This window comes from Nocardioides sp. AX2bis (assembly GCF_902506435.1).
Lineage (GTDB): Bacteria > Actinomycetota > Actinomycetes > Propionibacteriales > Nocardioidaceae > Nocardioides.
Genome location: NZ_LR733215.1, coordinates 1,397,707 through 1,417,221 on the forward strand (window position 1 = coordinate 1,397,707; position 19,515 = coordinate 1,417,221).

Below are 19,515 nucleotides of genomic sequence, written 5' to 3' on the forward strand. Positions count from 1 at the left end.
CCCCGGACGCCCCGGACGCCCCGGGCCGTCAGGTCCCCGTCTGACGCAGCACGACCACGCTGCGTCCGGCCAGCCCCAGCTCCTGCCCGGCCAGCACCGCCTCGCCGACGGCGTGGTCCGGGTCGGTCGACAGCGCGACCGCGCCCTGCCGCACCCAGTCGTTGTCCGGCAGCGAGAGCGTGACCGCGTCGGGGCCGGCGTTGAACCACATCAGGAACGAGGCGACGACCTGCTGCTCACCGCGCGGGCCGGGGGAGCGCAGGGGCGTTCCGGACACGAACATCCCGACGACGCGCTGGCCGTCGTCGTGCCAGTCGTCGGAGGTCATCTCGCGCCCCGTGGGGTGCAGCCAGACCAGGTCCTTGGGGCCACCGGTCATCGTCGGCCGTCCCTCGAACCAGTGCCGCTGCCGCAGCGCCGGCTCCGAGCGGCGCAGCGCCAGGGCCGCCCGGGTGAGCCGGTGCAGCGCCGGCCAGGAGGCCTCGGGCCGCCAGTCGACCCACGACATCGCGTTGTCCTGGCAGTAGGCGTTGTTGTTGCCGTGCTGCGTGCGCCCCCGCTCGTCGCCGGCCACGATCATCGGCACCCCGGCGCTGAGGCAGAGCGTCGCCATCAGGTTCGCGGCCTGCCGCTGCCGCAGCGCGACGACGCCCTCGTCGTCGGTCTCGCCCTCGACGCCGTGGTTCCAGGACCGGTTGCCGTCGGTGCCGTCGCGGTTGTCCTCGCCGTTGGCCTCGTTGTGCTTGTGGTCGTAGGTGACGAGGTCCCGCAGGGTGAACCCGTCGTGCGCGGTGACCATGTTGACCGAGTTGTACGGCGAGCGGCCGTCGTCGGCGTAGAGGTCGGAGGACCCCGCCAACCGGGTCGCGACCGACCGGATGCCGTCTCCGTGACCCCGCCAGAAGTCGCGCACCTGGTCGCGGTACTGGTCGTTCCACTCCACCCACGGCGGCGGGAACCCGCCCACCTGGTACCCCTCGCCGGAGGCGTCCCACGGCTCCGCGACCAGCTTCACGTGCCGCAGGATCGGGTCCTGGCCGATCGCGGTCAGCAGCGGCGCGGCCATGTCGACGCGGCGGTCCACCCGGCACAGCGCGGGCAGCAGGTCGAAGCGGAACCCGTCCACGTGCATCTCGGTGACCCAGTAGCGCAGCGAGTCGAGGATCAGCCGCAGGGCGAACGGGTGACCGGCGTCGACGGTGTTGCCGCAGCCGGTCACGTCCCAGTACGGGTCGACGTCCTCGGGCCGCACCGCGGCCGGCGCGGCGGCTGCCTCGTCGGGCGCCTGGTCTTGGTCGGTGGCCCCGGTGCCGTCGACGGCCGGCGGGGGAGCGGTCGTGGTCGAGACCGGGGGCGGCACGGTGGGGTCCGGTGTGGCCTCGGGGCGGGTGTAGATGCTGTCGTCGAGCCCGCGGAACGACAGGGTCGGGCCGAGCGGCCCGGCCTCGGCGGTGTGGTTGTAGACCACGTCGAGGATGACCTCGAGCCCGGCCTCGTGCAGCGACCGGACCATCTCCTTGAACTCCCTCACCTGCCCGCCGCGGTCGCCCGCGGCGGCGTACGCGCCGTGCGGGGCCAGGAAGCCCAGGGTGTTGTAGCCCCAGTAGTTGCTCAGCCCGCGGCCCGCCAGGAACGGCTCGCTCACGAACTGCTGCACCGGCAGCAGCTCGACGGCGGTCACGCCGAGGTCGCGCAGGTAGTCGGTGACCGCGGGGTGGGCCAGCCCGGCGTACGTCCCGCGCAGCTCGGTGGGCACGTCGGGGTGCGCGGCGGTCAGGCCCTTGACGTGCGCCTCGTAGACGACCGTGTCGCGCCAGCGCCGCTTCAGCGGCCGGTCGCCCTGCCAGTCGAAGGAGCCCTCGGTCTCGTCGACGACCACGCCGTGCGGCACCACGGGCGCCGAGTCGACGGTGCTCGGCCGGGACGGGTCGTCCACGTCGTGGGCGTAGATGCCGGGGCCGGAGCCCAGGTCGCCGCTGACGGCCCGGGCGAACGGGTCCAGGAGCAGCTGGTGCTCGTTGAAGCGGCACCCCCGCGCGGGGTCCCACGGGCCGCGGGCGCGGAAGCCGTACCGGGTCCCGGGCGCGATGCCGGGCAGGGCGCCGTGCCAGATGCCCAGGGACTGCTCGGTCAGCAGGTGACGGGTCTCGGTGAAGGCGCCGTCGTCACCGTCGTCCTCGAGCACGCACACCCACACCGCGGTCGCCCGGGGGGCGTGCACGGCGAAGTTGGTGGACGTGGACGACCAGGTCGCGCCGAGCGGCCAGTTGCGCCCCGGCCAGACGGGGCTCCGCTCGCCGAGGTGGCTCCAGGTGGGGTTCACGGGCGGGATCATCCCATCCCGCGCCGCGCCCCGGTGACCGTTCTGTGCCGCAGGTCACCTTCCTGGGCCGTCGGTGCCCTAGGCTCGGCGACCGGTACGCCGGAACACGACGCAGCATCGATCGCAGGAGGCACGCAGACATGGGTGAGCTGGTACGTCTCGAGGTCGAGGGCGGGGTCGGCACGATCCGGCTGGACCGCCCGAAGATGAACGCGATCAGCGTCCAGGTGCAGGACGAGCTGGTCGAGGTCGCGCGCGAGGCCACGGCCCGCGACGACGTGAAGGCGGTCGTGGTCTACGGCGGCGAGCGCGTCTTCGCCGCCGGCAACGACGTCAAGGAGATGGCCGACATGTCGCACGTCGACATGGTCAAGCGCTCCCGGCCGCTGCAGGACGCGGTGACCGCGGTCGCGGCCATCCCCAAGCCCGTCGTCGCGGCCGTCACCGGCTACGCCCTCGGCGGTGGCTGCGAGCTGGCACTGGCCGCGGACGTGCGCTTCGCCGCCGAGGACGCCGTGCTCGGCCAGCCGGAGGTGCTGCTCGGCATCATCCCGGGCGCCGGCGGCACCCAGCGGCTCGCGCGCCTGGTCGGTCCAAGCAAGGCCAAGGACATCATCTTCACGGGCCGCTTCGTGAAGGCCGACGAGGCCCTGGCGATCGGCATGGTCGACCGGGTCGTGCCGGCCGCCGAGGTCTACGAGCAGGCCGTGGCCTGGGCCCGGCAGTTCGCGGGGGCGGCGACGTACGCCGTGCGCGCCGCGAAGGAGAGCATCGACGCCGGGCTCGAGGTCGACCTGGCCACCGGTCTGGAGATCGAGCGCCAGCAGTTCGCGGCCCTCTTCGCCACGCACGACCGCGAGGCCGGCATGCGATCCTTCGTCGACCAGGGCCCGGGCAAGGCCGTCTTCGAGGGACGCTGACCCGCGACACGGGTCCGAGGATCGACGCAGCAGAGCACGACAGCAGGGGCCAGGACCATGGGGACTTCGAGGAGCACCGGATGAGCGAGCAGCAGGACCAGCAGACCGACGCGTCGGCGGACGCCGGGACCGGCGCGACGTCGGGCGCGACGTCGGACGTGAAGACGGACGGCAAGGCGGCCCGGAAGGCCGAGAAGGCCGAGGCGAAGGCCGACAAGAAGGCCGCGAAGGCGGAGACGAAGGCCGGTCGCACGGACGGCAAGGGCCGGGCCAAGAAGGCCGCCGCGGTCGTGGGCGACGGCGCCAACCGGGTCCGCACCCTGCTCGCCCGCATCATCTGGGCCGTCGCGGTCGTGCTGGCGCTGGTCCTGGCCCTCGGTGCGCTGCTGATCACCCTGGACGCCAACCGTCAGAACGAGGCCGTCCGGTTCGTCCTCGAGGCAGCCAACGCCGTCGACCTCGGCATCTTCTCCCGCACCGACGGGATCAAGGAGTTCACCAAGAGCAACGCCGACGTCAAGAACGCGCTGTTCAACTGGGGCCTCGGGGCCGTCGCGTGGCTGGTCATCGGCAAGGTGCTCGACAAGATCATCCGCCCCTGAGCGACGCGCGCACCGTCCCGCGCGGCGGGGGGTGAGGTGTGTGAGTCACCACATAGAAGATCGCTGTCCACAAGGATGTGACGCGGCGGTAACCTCGGTGGTGGAGTCGACGCACCCGCGTCACCGATCTCACAGGAGGGGCCTTCCCGGCCAACACCTATGAACATTGTCGTTTGTGTGAAGCACGTCCCCGACGCCACCGCCGACCGGCGCTTCGAGTCCGACAACACCGTGGACCGCGTCGGTGTGGACGGTCTGCTGTCCGAGCTCGACGAGTACGCCGTCGAGCAGGCGCTGCAGCTCAAGGAGAAGTCCGAGGACCCCGCGTCCACCACCGTCACCGCGCTGTGCGTCGGTCCCGAGAAGGCCGTCGACGCCGTGCGGAAGGCCCTGCAGATGGGCTGCGACCAGGGCATCCACGTCTCGGACGAGGCCGTGGCCGGATCCGACTACATCGCCACCTCGCTGGTGCTGGCCAAGGCCGTCGAGAAGGCCGGCGAGGAGACCCCCGTCGACCTCGTGATGTGCGGGATGGCCTCCACCGACGCCTCCGGCAGCGTGGTCCCGGCCATGCTCGCCGAGCGGATGGGCCTGCCGCAGGTCACTCTGGCCTCGGTCGTCGAGACCCAGGGCGATCAGGTCCGCGTCAAGCGCGACGGTGACACCTCCACCGAGGTCATCGGCGCCACCATGCCGCTGGTGCTGTCGGTGACCGACCAGACCGGCGAGGCCCGCTACCCGTCCTTCAAGGGCATCATGGCGGCCAAGAAGAAGCCCATGCAGACCTGGTCGCTGGCCGACATCGGGGTCGACCCGTCGCTGGTCGGGCTCTCGGTCGCCTGGAGCGAGGTCGACGAGACCACCGAGCGCCCGCCGCGCTCGCAGGGCGAGATCGTCAAGGACGAGGACGGCTCCGGCGCTCCCGCGCTGGCCGGCTTCCTCGCGTCCAAGAAGTTCATCTGAGCAGCGGAAGCAGAGGAGACACCGATGTCTGAAGTCCTGGTGCTCGTCGACCACGTCGAGGGAGCCGTCCGCAAGCCCACCTACGAGCTGCTGGCTATCGCCAAGCGCCTCGGGGAGCCGTCCGCCGTCTTCATCGGCCCTGCCGACAAGGCGCAGGAGGCGACCGAGAAGCTCACCGCCTACGGCGCCGAGAAGATCTACGTCGTCGACGACAGCGAGATCCGCGGCTACCTGGTGGCCCCCAAGGCCGAGACCCTGCAGCAGCTCGTGCAGCAGGCCTCGCCCGCCGCCGTGCTCATCCCCTCCACCTCGGAGGGCAAGGAGATCGGTGCCCGCCTGGCGATCAAGACCGAGTCGGGCCTGATCACCGACGCCGTGGACGTGCAGTCCGACGGTGGCGTCCCGGTCACCACCCAGAGCGTCTTCGCCGGCAGCTGGACCACCCGGTCGAAGGTCACGCAGGGCACGCCGATCATCACCGTCAAGCCGAACTCGGCCGAGCCCGAGCAGACCGCCGGCGCCGGCGCGGTGGAGAACTTCGCCCCGACCATCTCGGACGCCGCCAAGCTGGCCAAGGTCGTGGCCTCGCAGCCGCGGCAGGCCTCGGGCCGCCCCGAGCTGACCGAGGCCGCCATCGTGGTCTCGGGCGGTCGTGGCACCGGCGGCGACTTCGCACCGATCGAGGGCCTCGCCGACGCCCTGGGTGCGGCCGTGGGCGCCTCGCGCGCCGCGGTCGACTCCGGCTGGATGCCGCACAGCTTCCAGGTCGGCCAGACCGGCAAGACCGTCTCGCCGCAGCTCTACGTCGCCAACGGCATCTCCGGCGCGATCCAGCACCGCGCCGGGATGCAGACCTCGAAGACCATCATCGCGGTCAACAAGGACGAGGAGGCGCCGATCTTCGAGCTCGTCGACTTCGGCGTCGTCGGCGACCTGCACGCGATCCTCCCGGCCGCGACCGAGGAGATCACCAAGCGCAAGGGCTGAGCCCGCAGCACCGTCCGGCCCGTCGGCCCGCCGCCCCACGTGGGTGGCGGGCCGACGTGCGTCCAGACCTATGACGGCGCTCACACCGCTCTGGCAGGATCGTGGCGCACGCAGCCCCGCACCCGACCTGGAGGACACGTCACCGCCATGAGCGAGCCCCACATCCACACGAGCCCCCTGCCGGCCGTCGAGATCCCCGACGTCGCGCTGACGTCGTACTGCTTCGAGCACGCCGCGGACCGCGCCGACCAGCCGGCCCTGGTCGACGGCCCCACCGGGCGCACGCTCACCTACGGCCAGCTCCACGAGCAGGTACGCCGGTTCGCCGGCGGTCTGGCCGCCCGCGGCTTCGGGCCCGGCGACACCCTCGCGCTGCTGTCGCCGAACATCCCCGAGTACGCCGTGGTCTTCCACGGGGTGGCCCTGGCCGGGGGCGCGATCACCACGATCAACCCGACCTACACCGCCAAGGAGATGGCGCACCAGATCAAGGACGCGAAGCCGCGGTTCATGGTGACGATCGGGATGTTCCTCGAGACCGCCCAGCAGGCCTCGGCGGACACCACGGTCGAGGAGGTCTTCGTGCTCGGGGGGACCGAGGACGGCGACCTGCGCGGCGCCCGCGACGCGGCCGAGCTCTTCGGGGAGCCCCTGGCCGAGCAGGTCCCGGTCGGTCGCGACGACGTCGTGGCGCTGCCGTACTCCTCCGGCACGACCGGGCTGTCCAAGGGCGTGATGCTGACCCACGGCAACCTGGTGGCCAACATCGCCCAGGTCATCGATGCCGGCAAGCTCTCCGACGACGAGTCCTTCGTGGCGGTGCTGCCGTTCTTCCACATCTACGGCATGCAGGTGCTGATGAACGCGGGACTGCGCGCCGGCGCGACGGTGATCACGATGCCGCGCTTCGACCTCGAGATGTACCTCCGCCTCAACGCCGAGCACGGCTGCACCCGCGCCTACGTCGCGCCGCCGATCGTGGTGGCGCTGGCCAAGCACCCGCTGGTCGACCAGTACGACCTCGGCTCGATGGGCTACGTGATGTCCGGGGCGGCGCCGCTCTCGGCCGAGACCGGTGAGCTCGCCGCGACCCGCCTGGGCTGCGAGGTCGTGCAGGGCTACGGCATGACCGAGATGTCGCCGGTCTCCCACATGACCGTGCCCGGCGACTACAAGCCGGGGTCGGTGGGGGTCACGGTGCCCGGCACCGAGTGCATGATCGTCGACCCGGCCTCGGGCGACAGCCTCGGGATCGACGCCGAGGGCGAGCTGTGGGTGCGCGGGCCGCAGGTGATGAAGGGCTACCTCGGTCGTCCCGAGGACTCCGACGCCACCCGGGACGCGCAGGGCTGGCTGCACACCGGCGACATCGCCCGGATCGACGACGACGGGCACGTCTACATCGTCGACCGCCTCAAGGAGCTCATCAAGTACAAGGGCTTCCAGGTCCCGCCGGCCGAGCTCGAGTCGGTGCTGCTGACGCACGACGAGATCACCGACGCCGCGGTGGTCGGCACCCCCGACGAGGAGGCCGGCGAGATCCCGGTGGGCTTCGTGGTGCTGAAGCCCGGCTCCACGCTGAGCGCCGAGGACGTGAAGGCGTACGTCGCCGCCGAGGTCGCGACCTACAAGCGGCTGGGCCACGTGGTGGTCGTCGACGAGATCCCGAAGTCGGCCTCCGGCAAGATCCTGCGCCGGGTGCTGCGCGACCGGGTGCCCGCCTGAGCGCGCCCGCCTGAGCGCAGGACCGGCACGCACGACGGGCCCCGACCGGAGATCCGGTCGGGGCCCGTCGCGTGCTGGGAGGAGGACTGCTCAGCGGAAGAACCCGAACCCGAACCCGCCGAAGTTCCACACCTCGTCGACCACGCCGACCTTCTCGGCGCGGACGACCCGACGGCCGTCCTTGCGGGTGTCGAGCGTGACCCTCCGGTCCACCTGGTTGTTGGTGGTGTCGGACTCCACGAGGGCGCCGTTCGGGTTGGCGCTGACGCGGACGTAGTACGTGCCGTCCTCGAGGCTCTTGATCCGGCCGAAGGCCTGCCCGGCGCGGTACTGCGCGTAGGTGTCGCCCGAGCCGGCCGAGAGGACCTCGCGCACCGAGAGCGACCTGCGGTTGCCGCACGCGGTGGAGAGGTCGGTGTTCTCCGGGTGCCAGTCGGCGCCGGCGACGGTGTAGTCGACCGCGTCGGTGTTGGCCAGGCAGAACGAGACCTTGCCGGAGTCACGGACGACCTGCTTGTCCGCGTCGAGCAGCTGGTAGCGGGCGAAGTCCTCGAAGTGCCAGTGCCGGTGGTTCTCGGCGTGCCAGTAGAAGCCGCTCTCCTCGACCGACTGGTAGGCGACCTGGTCACCGTCGGTGTCGAAGAAGTACTGGTAGGCCGCCATCGTGTCCTCGTCGGCGGTCCGGAAGCCGTCGACGACCAGGGGGCTGTCACCGCCGTTCCAGACGTTCGCGGCGAAGCTCATCTGCGTGCCCTTGCCGTTCAGGCCGATCTCGAAGGCCGGCAGCGAGCGGAGGTCGGGCATCGGGGTGCCCTCGGGGAGGTCGGCCGCGGCGCGCGGCGCGGGCTCGGCCGTCGCGGGTCGCGGGGCGACGCCCTGGCCCCCGGCGGTGCGTGCCTGCGCCTGGGCCTGCTGGTCGCGCCACCCCATCTGCCAGTCGGGTCCGCGGTCGCCGGCCTTGCGGACGGTCAGCGGCACGTCGACGTGCGACTCCTCGGGGTCGAGGCCCCACGCGTCGGCGTACCGGTCGCCGACGGCGATCGTCGCGGTGTAGGAGCCGACGGCCAGGCGGGTGCGGGTGCCGGCCCAGAGGCGGGTGGCGTACCCGTCCTGCACGCCCTGCACGGACCCCAGGGTGTACGGGTTGTAGGGGCAGCCCCACGGGTAGGCGTTGGAGGCGGCGCCCTCAGGCTGGATGCGCTCGGAGTCGCCGTTGAGGCAGGCGGTGACCGGCCGGGTGCGACCGACCGGGTCGCCGGCGGCGTCGGTGAAGGAGACCTCGAGCAGGCCGGGGAGACCGGAGAAGTCGTCCTGCAGGTCGCTCCCGAACGTCCCGGACTGCTCGCCGAGGGTCCAGGTGGTGGTGATCGGGCCGTCGTAGGGGTCGGTGGCGGGACGGTTGCTGCGCACCTCGAGGTCACCGGCGCCGGCGACCGCGCGGACCCGGAGGTCGAGGTAGGAGAAGCGGCCGTCCTTCTGGGCCTGCAACGTCGTCGGGCCCATCAGGGCCAGGGGCCCGTCGAAGGTGGTGACGTCCCCGGGACCGCCCGGGTCCTCGTGGCCGGGGCCGGCAACGGCCGGGCCGGGGGCGGCGAGCGTGCCGGCGGCACAGGCGGTGGAGAGGACGGCTGCGGCGACGAGCCGGCGTGGTGAGGTCACGAAGTTCCCCTTAGGAGGTGGTGCGGACCACCGTGGTCCGACCTGTAGACGCCTCACCCTGGCGGATGGTTGCGTCGGGTGGACGGATTTCTCGGATGGTCTGGTCGCGGCGTGTCCTGCTCTAGGCTCGGAGCATGGTGGCGGGCCCCGGGACGTACGACGCCGCGACCGCCGTCGCCGAGCAGGCCGGCCGCGCGCGGACCGCCTCCTGGGACCTCGCCCTGGCGACCCGCGCCCGCAAGGACGAGGCGCTGCGGGCGATGGCTGCGGCGCTGGTCGCCGCGGAGGACGCCGTGCTGGCCGCCAACGCCGACGACGTGGCTGCCGCGGAGCGGGGCGGCACCGAGCCGTCGGTCGTCGACCGCCTGCGCCTGGACCCCGCCCGGCTCGGCGCGATGGCCGCCGGGCTCCGCGACGTCGCCGACCTCCCGGACCCGGTCGGCGAGGTCGTCCGGGGGTCGACCCTGGCCAACGGGCTCGAGCTGCGGCAGGTGCGGGTGCCCCTGGGCGTGGTGGCCGTGGTCTACGAGGCGCGGCCCAACGTCACCGCGGACGCGGCCGGGATCTGCCTGAAGTCCGGCAACGCCGTCCTGCTCCGGGGCAGCTCCTCGGCCGCGCGGACCAACGCCGCCGTCGTCGACGCGCTGCGTGCGGCGGTCGCCGGCACCGGGCTGCCCGCCGACGTCGTGCAGCTGGTCGACAGTCGTAGCCGGGACAGCGTGACCGCGCTGATGCGGGCCCGTGGGCTGGTCGACGTCCTGGTGCCGCGCGGGGGAGCGGGGCTGATCCGCAGCGTGGTGGAGGGCTCGACCGTCCCCGTCATCGAGACCGGCGTCGGCAACTGCCACGTCTACGTCGACGCCTCCGCCGACCTCGACCAGGCGCTCGCGGTGGTGCTGAACGCCAAGACGCAGCGCACCAGCGTCTGCAACGCCGCCGAGTCGTTGCTGGTGCACGCCGACGTCGCCGACGCCTTCCTGCCCCGGGTGGTCGAGGCCCTGCAGGCGGCCGGCGTCACCGTGCACGGCGACCCCGCGTTCGCGGCGTACGACGGGGTGGTCCCGGCCACTGACGACGACCACGCCCGGGAGTACCTGTCGCTGGACCTCAGCGCCGCGGTCGTGCCGGACCTGGAGGCCGCGATCGGGCACGTGCGGCGCTTCTCCAGCGGTCACTCCGAGGCGATCCTCACCCGCGACCAGGGCGCGGCGCGCCGCTTCGTGGCGGCGGTCGACTCCGCGGTGGTCCTGGTGAACGCGTCGACGCGCTTCACCGACGGCGCCGAGCTCGGCTTCGGCGCCGAGATCGGGATCAGCACCCAGAAGCTGCACGCGCGCGGGCCGATGGGCCTGCCCGAGATGACCTCGACCAAGTACGTCGTCACCGGTGACGGCCACGTCCGGTGAGCGTCTCGTCCCCGGACCCGGTGAGGGCACGCTGATGGAGCTGCTCTGGAGCACCTTCGGTGTCTCGGTCCTCTCGGCGTTCTTCCCGGTCGTCAACATCGAGGCCTACCTCGGTGTCGTCGCCTCGCAGGTCGGCACCACGGGGGCGCTCCCGCTGGCGACCACCGCGGCGTTCGGCCAGGCCCTCGGCAAGATCGTCTGGTACGAGGCCGCGCGGCGCGGCACCGACAGCAGGTGGATGGCCAAGCGGCTGGAGAAGCCCGCGGTCCGTGCGCGCTACGAGTCCTGGACCGCCCGCGCCGAGGGCCGACCCCTGCTGGTGGTCGGGGTGCTGTTCACCGCCTCGCTGGTCGGGCTGCCGCCGCTGCTGGTCGTCGCGCCGCTGGCCGGGGCGCTCCACCTGAACCGGCTGGCGTTCGTGGCCACCATCGTGGCCGGGCGGTCGGTGCAGTTCTTCGTGATCCTGCAGGGGATCGGCCACCTGCTGGGCTGAGCCGGGACCGGCCGGCCGCGGGGGACCGGTAGGCTGCGGGCATGTCGCAGAGCCTCGTCCTCCCCCTGGTCCTCCGTGCCGCTGAGGAGGGTGCCCACGGTGGCCCCAACCACTGGCTGATCGGCGGGCTCGTGCTGCTGATCTTCCTGGGCATGCTGATCGGGCTGGTGTCCTTCGGCGGGGGCCGCGAGCACAGCTGAGCCCGATGACCCCCGCGACCAGTGCGAGCGCCGCGACCACCGTGGGCGACGCGATCGACGGAGGGCCGGCCCGGCCCGGCCGGCGCCGCCGCGTCGGCGTCATGGGCGGCACCTTCGACCCGATCCACCACGGCCACCTCGTCGCGGCCTCCGAGGTCCAGTCGTCCTACGACCTCGACGAGGTCGTGTTCGTCCCGACCGGCCAGCCCTGGCAGAAGTCGGGTCGCGAGGTCTCCCCGGCGGAGCACCGCTACCTGATGACGGTGATCGCGACCGCGGCCAACCCCCGCTTCTGGGTGTCCCGGGTCGACGTCGACCGGGGCGGGCCGACGTACACCGTCGACACCCTGCGCGACCTGCGCGCCGCGATGCCCGACGTCGAGCTCTACTTCATCACCGGCGCCGACGCGCTGGCCGGCATCTTCGGCTGGCGCGGCCACGAGCAGCTCTTCGACCTCGCGCACTTCGTCGGCTGCACCCGCCCGGGCTACGAGATGGACGACGCCGCGCTGGCGGCGATCCCCTCGGACCGGGTGGCCATGCTGGAGATCCCCGCCCTGGCCATCTCGTCCACCGACTGCCGTGACCGGCAGCGCGCGGGACAGCCCGTCTGGTACCTCGTGCCGGACGGTGTGGTGCAGTACATCACCAAGCACGGGCTCTACCCCGACCTCGCACGTCACGACCCACCCACCCTCACCAGCACCTCCGGAGACAGATGACCGCCACCGACCACGCCGTCGAGCTGACCCACGTCGCGGCCCGCGCCGCGGGTGACAAGCTCGCCCACCAGATCGTCGCCTTCGACGTCAGCGACCAGCTCGCGATCACCGACGTCTTCGTCATCGCCAGCGCGCCCAGCGACCGCCAGGTCAAGGCCGTCGTCGACGAGGTCCAGGCCAAGCTCCGCGAGGCCGGCGCCAAGCCGCTGCGTCGCGAGGGCGAGCGCCAGGGCCGGTGGGTGCTGCTCGACTACGGCGAGATCGTCGTCCACGTGCAGCACGAGGAGGAGCGCGAGTTCTACGCCCTCGAGCGGCTGTGGCGCGACTGCCCCCTGATCGAGCTCCCGGTGGACGTCGACGGCGGGGCCCGGTGAGCGAGCCCCGCTCGCTCGTCCTGCTCCGCCACGGCCGCACCGCGCACAACGCCGCCAGCCGCATCCAGGGCCAGGTCGACGTCGACCTCGACGACACCGGGCACGACCAGGCCGCCCGGGCGGCCGTGGCCGTCGCCGCCCTCGAGCCGGACGTGCTGTGGTGCTCCGACCTCGGCCGCACCCGCTCCACGGCGGCCTACGTCGCCAAGGAGACCGGCCTCGAGCCGACCTACGACGCCCGGCTGCGCGAGTTCTTCCTCGGCGAGCGCGAGGGTCTGACCCACGCCGAGTTCGCCGAGCTGGCGCCCGAGGAGTTCGCCCGGTTCCGGCTCGGCGACTTCGACGCGGTCGCCGGGGGAGAGGCGACCGCTGCGGTCGCCTCCCGGATGAGCGACGTCCTCAGCGAGCTCCTCGCCGCCACCCCGGCCGGCGGCACCGCGGTCGCGGTCTCCCACGGCGCCGCCATCCGTACGGCGGTCACCGCCCTCCTGGGCTGGCCCCTCTCCGCGCTCTCGGCCCTGCACGGCCTCGACAACTGCGGCTGGGTCGTCCTCGACGAGCACAAGGTCGACCCCGACGGCCCCGGCACGCTGCGCCTGCGCGCCTACAACCGCACCGCCGACGCCTGACCCGCCCCGGCCACCCCGGTGGTCGCGAGCACCCGGTGGTCGAGGAGCGAGCGCCAGCCACGGTGGTCGAGGAGCGAGCGCCAGCCACGGTGGTCGAGGAGCGAGCGCAGCGAGCGTCACGAGACCAAGCCCGGTGGTCGAGGAGCGAGCGCAGCGAGCGTCACGAGACCCGCGCAGCACCACGGTGGTCGAGGAGCGAGCGCCAGCGAGCGTCACGAGACTCGCGCAGCACCACGGTGGTCGAGGAGCGAGCGCAGCGAGCGTCACGAGACCCCTCCACAGGGACGTAGGTCCACTGATGATCGAACACCTGTTCGACTATACTAGATCCATGAACACCACCCCAGACCACAGCACCGGGCCCGACCCGATGCTCGACGTCCAGGTGGAAGCCGTCATGTCCCCCGACCCCTCGTTCTTCGACTGGGTCCACGAGCTCGACAACCGCCGCGAAGCCACCCGGGCCGCCCTGCTGGCCGAGGTCAAGAACGCGAAGGCGGTCCGCGCCGCGGCCGAGGTCGCCGTCCTGCAGTCGATCGTGGAGTGGTGCGTCGCGAACGAAGCACTGCGCGACGACGAGGCGATGTGGATCGCCGGGTACGGCGACCACGGCCTGTCCCTTGGTGGTGTCGGGTGTCCGTTGGTGCGTGAGTCCGCGGTCATCGAGATCTCCGCAGCACTGGAGGTCTCGACCAGGTCCGGTGCCGACCAGATCGCGATCACGTTGGAGCTGCGCTACCGCCTCCCCCTGTTGTGGGAACGCGTCGTGTCCGGTGCGTGCCCGGTCTGGCGGGCCCGGCTCGTCGCAGAGAAGACCATGGCCCTGTGCGAGGACGGCGCAGCCGAGGTCGACCGGCTCGTCGCACCGTTCGCCCACTCCATCTCCTATGCCCAGCTGTGCCGCCTGACCGACGAGGCGCTCCTGCGGTGGGACCCCGCCGCGGCGGAGGAGAAGCGGAAGGCTGCCGCCGACGGCAGGTACTGCCGCATCGGCCTCTCGCAGCATGTCGACGGCACCGTGCAGCTCGACGCCGGCCTCGACCTCGCCGACGCCATGGCCCTCGAAGCAGCGGTCCGGGACCGGGCGAAGGCCTACGCCGAGGACGGATCGACTGAGTCCCTCGACGTCCGCCGCTCCCAGGCCCTGGGCTCCCTGGCCCTCGGCGAGCAGACCCTGCCCACCGACAACACCGACACCGGGAAGACACCTACGGCGCCGGCGGGGCCGGTGGGGCCGGCCCTGGTGTTGTTCGCCCACATCCCCGGTGGGGTGTTCAACCCGTTCTTCCAGGCGGGCGCCGGCTCCGTCAATGACGCCCTGGTGTCGCGGTTGGACAACCGGCACCCCGCCAAGGGCCCGATCACCACCGCGCAGGTCCGCGAGTGGGCGCGGACCGCGGCGAGCATCACGATCCGGCCGGTCCTGGACCTGGCCGAGACGATCCACTGCGACTCCTACGAGTGCTCCGACCGCCTCAAGGAACAGACCCAGCTGCGCGACCTCACATGCGTCTTCCCGTGGTGCACCAACCCGGCGGTCTTCACCGACATGGAACACGTGATCCCGTACCCCGAGGGCCCGACCGAGACCGGGAACGTCGCCCCCGCCTGCCGGCAGCACCACAGGGCGAAGACGCACATGGGCTGGGACTACGACGTCCTCGGCCCCGGGCTCTACCTCTGGCGAAGTCCCCAGGGCGAGCGGTACCTGAGATCGCACGCCGGGACGCACCCCATCGACCAGCTCCCACCCGGTCCACCACCCGACCCGCTGCCCGAGGAACCGGACACCACCCCGTACCCGGACCCGTCACCTTCGGCTGCAGACGAACCCGGCGGTGCCGCCGAGTCACCACCCCGCAACGAAACCCCACCGTTCTGACCCACAGCCGCTACCCGCAGCAGCAGCAGCCGTACCGCCGGACCGGGCACGCCCCACCGGCGGTACCGGCACGCCCGGGCCTTCCCCCGGGCACACGGCGACTCTCGACTCGCGATCTGGTGCCACCCGGTGACACCAGATCGCGACCCGACCGGACCCGCCGGCCCGGCCCACGGGCCGACTCACCGCGACTGGTCTCGTGACGCTCGCTGGCGCTCGCTCCTCGACCACCGGGGCCGCCGCTCGCTACTCGACCACCGGGGCCGCCGCTCGCCCCCTCGACCACCGGGGAGCGGCGTGGTCTCGTGACGCTTGCTGCGCTCGCTCCTCGACCTCCGGGGGCTGGCGTCCGTTTTGGGGTTCGCAGACGGGCGCGGGACGCCACCCCTCCACCGGGGACCCCCTGATTCGCGTCTGAGGTGGGGTGCTTGTAATATCTCCCGAGTCGCCAGCACGGCGGCAGGTCTGGGGCTGTGGCGCAGCTGGTAGCGCATCTGCATGGCATGCAGAGGGTCAGGGGTTCGAGTCCCCTCAGCTCCACCAAAGACAAACGGCGGTCTACTTGCGGAGACGCAGGTGGACCGCCGTTCTGCTTCCCGCGCCAGTCGCGGTCGCCGTGTGGGCAGTGGCTTCGCCCAGGTTCCTGCCATGAGCGAAGGAGCAGCGAGGTCCCTCTCGACACCGGTCCCGACGGAGGCGGAGTCGCTCCTGTCCGTGCTCGAAAGGAACCGGCGCGTCTTCGTTTGGAAGACCTTGTGGCAGGACGCTGTCGCGCGTTCCCGCAAGATCGTCGGCGAGGAAGCCCCCGACGACGTCCGTGTCTAGCGCGCGTGTCCGGCCGGGACGCGCGCCTCGGCCGGTGCGGCGGCGTGGCCCGCGGCGTCGAGACGGCTCGGCCACCAGATCCGTCCGCCGAGGTCCATGTTGATCGCGGTGACCAGCACGGAGCGCACGACCATGGTGTCCAGCATGACGCCGAGCGCGACGGCGACGCCGAGCTGGGCGAGGAAGACCACGGGGATGGTGCCCAGCACCAGGAACGTGGCGGCCAGCACCAGGCCGGCGCTGGTGATCACCCCACCGGTGGAGGTCAGCGCCACCAGGGCGCCCGTACGGGTGCCGGAGTGCCTCGTCTCCTCGCGGACCCGGGTCATCAGGAAGATGTTGTAGTCGATTCCGAGGGCCACCAGGAACACGAACGCGAAGAGGGGGAAGCCGGGGTCGGACCCGGCGAACCCGAAGACGTACTCGAACAGGACAGCCGAGATCCCGAGGGCGGCCCCGAAGGAGAGCACGACCGTCACGATCAGGATGACGGGCGCCAGCACCGAGCGCAGCAGGACCATCAGGATGAGCAGCACCAGCAGCAGGATGACCGGGATGATCACGAGGTTGTCGCGGTTGGCGGCGTCCCGGGTGTCGAGGAAGAACGCCGAGCTGCCGCCCACCAGCGCGTCGGCGCCGTCGAGGTCGTGCACCGCGTCGCGGACCCGTTCGACGGTGGCGAAGGCCGCGGTCGAGGCGGGGTCGGAGCCGATGGCGGCCTCGACGAAAGTGACGTCACCGGACGTGACCGCGGGCTTGGGCGGCTCCACGCCCTCGAGACCCGTCAGCGCCTCGGCGACCGCGGCGTCGGTGCCGGCCCGGGCCACCACCATCACCGTGTTGGACTGGTCGACCAGACCGGCGTCCACCAGGACCTGCTGACCGGTCACGGACTGGAACTCCTCGGTGTAGGAGTCCTCGGTCGAGAGCCCGTTCGTGTCGAGGCGGAGCAGACCCAGGCAGGCGATCGCCAGCAGCACGGAGGTGACCACCCAGACCTGGCGCGGCCGGGGGGTGATCCAGCGCCCGACCCTGGCCCAGACACCGTTCTGCGTCGGCTCCGCGGAGCCGAACCCGGGTCGGCGCGGCCAGAAGATCCATCGGCCGGTGATCACCAGGAGGGCGGGCAGCAGGGTGACCATGACGACGAAGGTCACGGTGATGCCGATCGCCGCGACCGGCCCGAGGCCGGCGGTGGAGTTCATGTCGGCGAACAGCAGGCACAGCATGCCCAGGGCCACGGTCGCGGCACTGGCCAGCAGGGCCGGGGCGGCCCGGTGCAGCGCGAAGGCCATCGCCTCGTGCCGGTCCGCGTGGCGGCGGAGCTCCTCGCGGTAGCGCGCCACCAGCAGCAGGGCGTAGTCCGTGCCGGCGCCGATCACCAGGATGGTGAGGATCGCGTACGACTGACCGTTCACGGTGAGGCCGGCGTCCCGGGCGAGGAAGTAGATCAGGGCCTGCGAGACGAACAGCGCCACGATCGCGCTCAGGATCGGCAGGACCCACAGGATCGGGCTGCGGTAGGTGAGCAGCAGGATCAGGATGACGATGCCCAGGGTCGCAGCGAGCAGGGTGGTGTCGATGCCGCCGAACGCCTCGGCGGAGTCGGCGGCCTGGCCGCCGGCGCCCGCGACGTAGACCTCCACGCCGTCCAGCGCCGCGATGGACCGCAGCTCGTCGGCGATGCCGGGCATCTCGTTCCAGCCCTCGGCTCCGAGGTCGAAGGTGACGCTGGTCTGCGCGACCCGACCGTCCTCCGAGACCGCCGGGAAGCCGAGCTGCTCGGCGGTGGCGGGGCTGACGACGGGAGGGGCGCGGCCCTCGGTGGGCTCGGCGACGCCGTCGATCGTGCCGATCTCCGCCGCCTGGTCCTCGATCGCGGCGAGATCGGCCTCGGTGAGCCCGGCGGCCCGCTCGTACACCACGACGGTGGGGATGGCGTTCGGGTCCTGGAACGGCGCGAGCCGCTCGAGGGCCCGGGTCGACTCGGCCGACTCCGGCAGCCACGAGGAGGCCTCGTTGTTCTGGACGTCGGCCAGCTTGGCAGCGAACCCCGCGGACCCGGCCATCACCAGCAGCCACGCCACGACGACGAGCCACGAGGTGACCCGTCCGGTCAGGATGCCCGCGAGACCACGGTTCATGACATCCAGTGGAGCAGAACCCCCGGCGGTCCGCACCCGAGTACTACGTCCCGGGGGTCCGCGCCGGCTTGAGCTCGTCCCAGTCCACCGAGGTGACCCGCTGCTGGTACTCCGCGACGGTGCCGGGCCAGTTGGTGGTGATCCTGCTGCCCTCCTTGTACCAGCTGTCGCAGCCCGCCCAGGCGCTGTCGGCGAGCCGGTCCTGGACCTCGGCGTCCCACCCGGTGGCGACCTCGGGTCGCACGTCGAGCAGCCCCCGGTCGCCGGCGGCGCGGCGGCGGGCGACCTCGGCGGCGACCTCGGCCACGTAGCCGGCCTGCGCCTCCATCATGTTGATGATGGAGCTGCCGCCGAGGTTCGTGTTCGGTCCGTAGATGAGGAACAGGTGCGGGAATCCGGGCACGCTCAGGCCGCGGTGCGCCCACGCGCCGCCGGCCCAGGTGTCGTGGTGCAGCCGCCGTCCGTCGACCCCGACGACCTCGATCCCGGCCAGGAAGGAGGTCGCGGCGAAGCCCGTGCCCCAGATCAGCACGTCGGCCTCGTGCAGGGTCCCGTCCGCGGTACGCACCCCGCCGGCCTCGACCCGGTCGACCGGCGCGGTCACGACGTCGACGTGGTCGCGGTCCAGCGCGGGGTACCAGTCGTTGGAGAAGAGCAGCCGCTTGCAGCCGATCGGGTAGTCCGGCACCAGCCGACGGCGCAGCCCGGCGTCACGGACCTGACGACGCAGCTGGAGGCGCCAGGCCGCCCGGACCGCGGCCAGCGTCGGTCGGGAGGTGCGCGCCTGACCGCCGAGGGCCGAGTTGAGCCGCTCGGAGAGCCAGAAGACCGCGCCGCGCTCCACGGCCAGGGTGCGCGGACGCTGCTCGAACGCGCGGCGGTAGCGCGGGCCGTACTCCTGGTCGGGCTTGGGGACGACGTAGGGCGCGGAGCGCTGGAAGACCGTCATCGCCGCGACCCGGTCGACGATGCCGGGCACGAACTGGATCGCGCTGGCGCCGGTGCCGACCACGGCCACCCGCTTGCCGGTCAGGTCGACGTCGTGGCGCCAGTGCGCGGAGTGGAAGGCAGGCCCGGCGAAGTCGTCGGCGCCCTCGACCGGGGGCACCACGGGGTTGGAGAGCTGGCCCACGGCCGAGACCACCACGTCGGCGGTGAAGGTGCGCCCGGCGCGGGTCCGCACGGTCCAGGTCCCCGACTCCTCGTCGAGCACGACCTGCACGACGTCCTGACCGGGCACGACCAGGTCCAGCAGGCCCTCGCGCTCGGCGGCGTCGCGGAGGTAGGCCAGGATCTCGGGCTGCCGGGAGTAGCGCCGGCCCCAGCCGGGGTTGGGCGCCCACGACCACGAGTACAGCGGGGACGGCACGTCGCAGGCCGCGTCGGGGTAGGTGTTGTCCCGCCAGACGCCTCCGGCGCTCTCCGCCCGCTCGAGCACCACGACGTCCTCGACGCCGGCCTCCCGCAACGCACGCGCTGCTCCGAGACCGCCGAACCCTGCCCCCACGATGACTGCCCGCACGACCCGCAGTCTGGGCGTCCGGGCTGCGCGCCGTCCACCCGCCCCCCACCGCGGGCGTGCCCCGCGAGGAAGGGGCGACACCTTCACCCCCCGTTCACCCGCCGGCAAGGTCGGGGTCGCCGGCGGGCCCCGCCCGGCG

General features: G+C 72.5%; 16 protein-coding genes and 1 tRNA gene. 13 read left to right on the forward strand and 4 right to left on the reverse strand.

What is annotated here, in order from left to right; translation table 11 throughout:
• Positions 1 to 28: 28 nt before the first annotated feature.
• Positions 29 to 2,323 (reverse strand): glycogen debranching protein, encoded by a 2,295-nt coding sequence (locus tag GV155_RS06675; RefSeq protein ID WP_236554098.1) that lies wholly within the window; start codon positions 2,321 to 2,323, stop codon positions 29 to 31.
• Between the two features lie 140 nt (positions 2,324 to 2,463).
• Here GV155_RS06675 and GV155_RS06680 point away from each other — a divergent pair, with 140 nt between their 5' ends.
• The 5 genes from GV155_RS06680 (at position 2,464) to GV155_RS06700 (ending at position 7,520) form a co-directional block, all read left to right on the forward strand.
• A complete protein-coding gene (locus GV155_RS06680; protein ID WP_160006389.1) occupies positions 2,464 to 3,243 on the forward strand; it encodes an enoyl-CoA hydratase/isomerase family protein in 780 nt (259 codons plus the stop codon).
• Positions 3,244 to 3,323: 80 nt separating this feature from the next.
• Positions 3,324 to 3,845: a hypothetical protein gene (locus tag GV155_RS20665; RefSeq protein WP_236554100.1), complete on the forward strand. Its 522-nt coding sequence runs from the start codon at positions 3,324 to 3,326 to the stop codon at positions 3,843 to 3,845.
• Positions 3,846 to 4,022: 177 nt separating this feature from the next.
• Positions 4,023 to 4,808, forward strand: a complete 786-nt coding sequence (locus GV155_RS06690) for an electron transfer flavoprotein subunit beta/FixA family protein (protein WP_236554102.1) — start codon at positions 4,023 to 4,025, stop codon at positions 4,806 to 4,808.
• Positions 4,809 to 4,832: 24 nt separating this feature from the next.
• The gene (locus tag GV155_RS06695) at positions 4,833 to 5,795 is read left to right on the forward strand and encodes an electron transfer flavoprotein subunit alpha/FixB family protein (RefSeq protein WP_160006393.1); all 963 of its coding nucleotides are present in this window, start codon (positions 4,833 to 4,835) and stop codon (positions 5,793 to 5,795) included.
• Between the two features lie 147 nt (positions 5,796 to 5,942).
• Positions 5,943 to 7,520 (forward strand): 4-coumarate--CoA ligase family protein, encoded by a 1,578-nt coding sequence (locus GV155_RS06700; RefSeq protein WP_160006395.1) that lies wholly within the window; start codon positions 5,943 to 5,945, stop codon positions 7,518 to 7,520.
• Between the two features lie 90 nt (positions 7,521 to 7,610).
• On the opposite strand, the gene GV155_RS06705 is transcribed toward GV155_RS06700, so the two are convergent.
• Positions 7,611 to 9,179 (reverse strand): lysyl oxidase family protein, encoded by a 1,569-nt coding sequence (locus tag GV155_RS06705; RefSeq protein ID WP_160006397.1) that lies wholly within the window; start codon positions 9,177 to 9,179, stop codon positions 7,611 to 7,613.
• Positions 9,180 to 9,313: 134 nt separating this feature from the next.
• Between GV155_RS06705 and GV155_RS06710 the strand changes: the two genes are divergently transcribed.
• The 8 genes from GV155_RS06710 (at position 9,314) to GV155_RS06740 (ending at position 15,428) form a co-directional block, all read left to right on the forward strand.
• Complete coding sequence (locus tag GV155_RS06710; protein WP_160006399.1) at positions 9,314 to 10,585, forward strand: glutamate-5-semialdehyde dehydrogenase; 1,272 nt, start codon at positions 9,314 to 9,316, stop codon at positions 10,583 to 10,585.
• Positions 10,566 to 11,078, forward strand: a complete 513-nt coding sequence (locus tag GV155_RS06715; protein WP_160006401.1) for a hypothetical protein — start codon at positions 10,566 to 10,568, stop codon at positions 11,076 to 11,078. Before GV155_RS06710 ends, GV155_RS06715 begins: the two co-directional genes overlap by 20 nt.
• Positions 11,079 to 11,119: 41 nt before the next feature.
• Positions 11,120 to 11,278 (forward strand): hypothetical protein, encoded by a 159-nt coding sequence (locus GV155_RS20425; RefSeq protein ID WP_201300089.1) that lies wholly within the window; start codon positions 11,120 to 11,122, stop codon positions 11,276 to 11,278.
• Positions 11,279 to 11,283: 5 nt separating this feature from the next.
• Positions 11,284 to 12,000, forward strand: coding sequence for a nicotinate-nucleotide adenylyltransferase (nadD, locus tag GV155_RS06720; protein WP_160006403.1), 717 nt, complete (start codon positions 11,284 to 11,286; stop codon positions 11,998 to 12,000).
• The gene (gene rsfS / locus GV155_RS06725) at positions 11,997 to 12,374 is read left to right on the forward strand and encodes a ribosome silencing factor (protein WP_160006405.1); all 378 of its coding nucleotides are present in this window, start codon (positions 11,997 to 11,999) and stop codon (positions 12,372 to 12,374) included. Before nadD ends, rsfS begins: the two co-directional genes overlap by 4 nt.
• Positions 12,371 to 13,003, forward strand: a complete 633-nt coding sequence (locus GV155_RS06730) for a histidine phosphatase family protein (RefSeq protein ID WP_160006407.1) — start codon at positions 12,371 to 12,373, stop codon at positions 13,001 to 13,003. The genes rsfS and GV155_RS06730 overlap by 4 nt, the downstream gene beginning before the upstream one ends.
• Before the next feature lie 331 nt (positions 13,004 to 13,334).
• Entirely contained in the window at positions 13,335 to 14,885 is a 1,551-nt protein-coding gene (locus GV155_RS06735) for an HNH endonuclease signature motif containing protein (protein ID WP_160006409.1), read from the forward strand.
• A 467-nt stretch (positions 14,886 to 15,352) separates the two neighbouring features.
• Positions 15,353 to 15,428 (forward strand) — tRNA-Ala (locus GV155_RS06740).
• Positions 15,429 to 15,706: 278 nt separating this feature from the next.
• Here GV155_RS06740 and GV155_RS06745 read toward each other — a convergent pair.
• Together GV155_RS06745 and GV155_RS06750 are read right to left on the reverse strand one after the other, a co-directional pair.
• A complete protein-coding gene (locus tag GV155_RS06745) occupies positions 15,707 to 17,854 on the reverse strand; it encodes an MMPL family transporter (protein ID WP_160006411.1) in 2,148 nt (715 codons plus the stop codon).
• A gap of 43 nt (positions 17,855 to 17,897) precedes the next feature.
• Complete coding sequence (locus GV155_RS06750; RefSeq protein ID WP_160006413.1) at positions 17,898 to 19,376, reverse strand: flavin-containing monooxygenase; 1,479 nt, start codon at positions 19,374 to 19,376, stop codon at positions 17,898 to 17,900.
• Between the last annotated feature and the right edge of the window lie 139 nt (positions 19,377 to 19,515).

What these genes read in the sequence shown, in the direction of transcription:
- GV155_RS06710 (WP_160006399.1), top strand. Translation starts at nt 9,314, where the DNA reads ATGGTGGCGGGCCCCGGGACGTACGACGCCGCGACCGCCGTCGCCGAG.
- GV155_RS06735 (WP_160006409.1), top strand. Translation starts at nt 13,335, where the DNA reads ATGAACACCACCCCAGACCACAGCACCGGGCCCGACCCGATGCTCGAC.
- nadD (WP_160006403.1), top strand. Translation starts at nt 11,284, where the DNA reads ATGACCCCCGCGACCAGTGCGAGCGCCGCGACCACCGTGGGCGACGCG.
- GV155_RS06695 (WP_160006393.1), top strand. Translation starts at nt 4,833, where the DNA reads ATGTCTGAAGTCCTGGTGCTCGTCGACCACGTCGAGGGAGCCGTCCGC.
- GV155_RS06745 (WP_160006411.1), bottom strand. Translation starts at nt 17,854, where the DNA reads ATGAACCGTGGTCTCGCGGGCATCCTGACCGGACGGGTCACCTCGTGG.
- GV155_RS06680 (WP_160006389.1), top strand. Translation starts at nt 2,464, where the DNA reads ATGGGTGAGCTGGTACGTCTCGAGGTCGAGGGCGGGGTCGGCACGATC.
- rsfS (WP_160006405.1), top strand. Translation starts at nt 11,997, where the DNA reads ATGACCGCCACCGACCACGCCGTCGAGCTGACCCACGTCGCGGCCCGC.
- GV155_RS20425 (WP_201300089.1), top strand. Translation starts at nt 11,120, where the DNA reads ATGTCGCAGAGCCTCGTCCTCCCCCTGGTCCTCCGTGCCGCTGAGGAG.
- GV155_RS06700 (WP_160006395.1), top strand. Translation starts at nt 5,943, where the DNA reads ATGAGCGAGCCCCACATCCACACGAGCCCCCTGCCGGCCGTCGAGATC.
- GV155_RS20665 (WP_236554100.1), top strand. Translation starts at nt 3,324, where the DNA reads ATGAGCGAGCAGCAGGACCAGCAGACCGACGCGTCGGCGGACGCCGGG.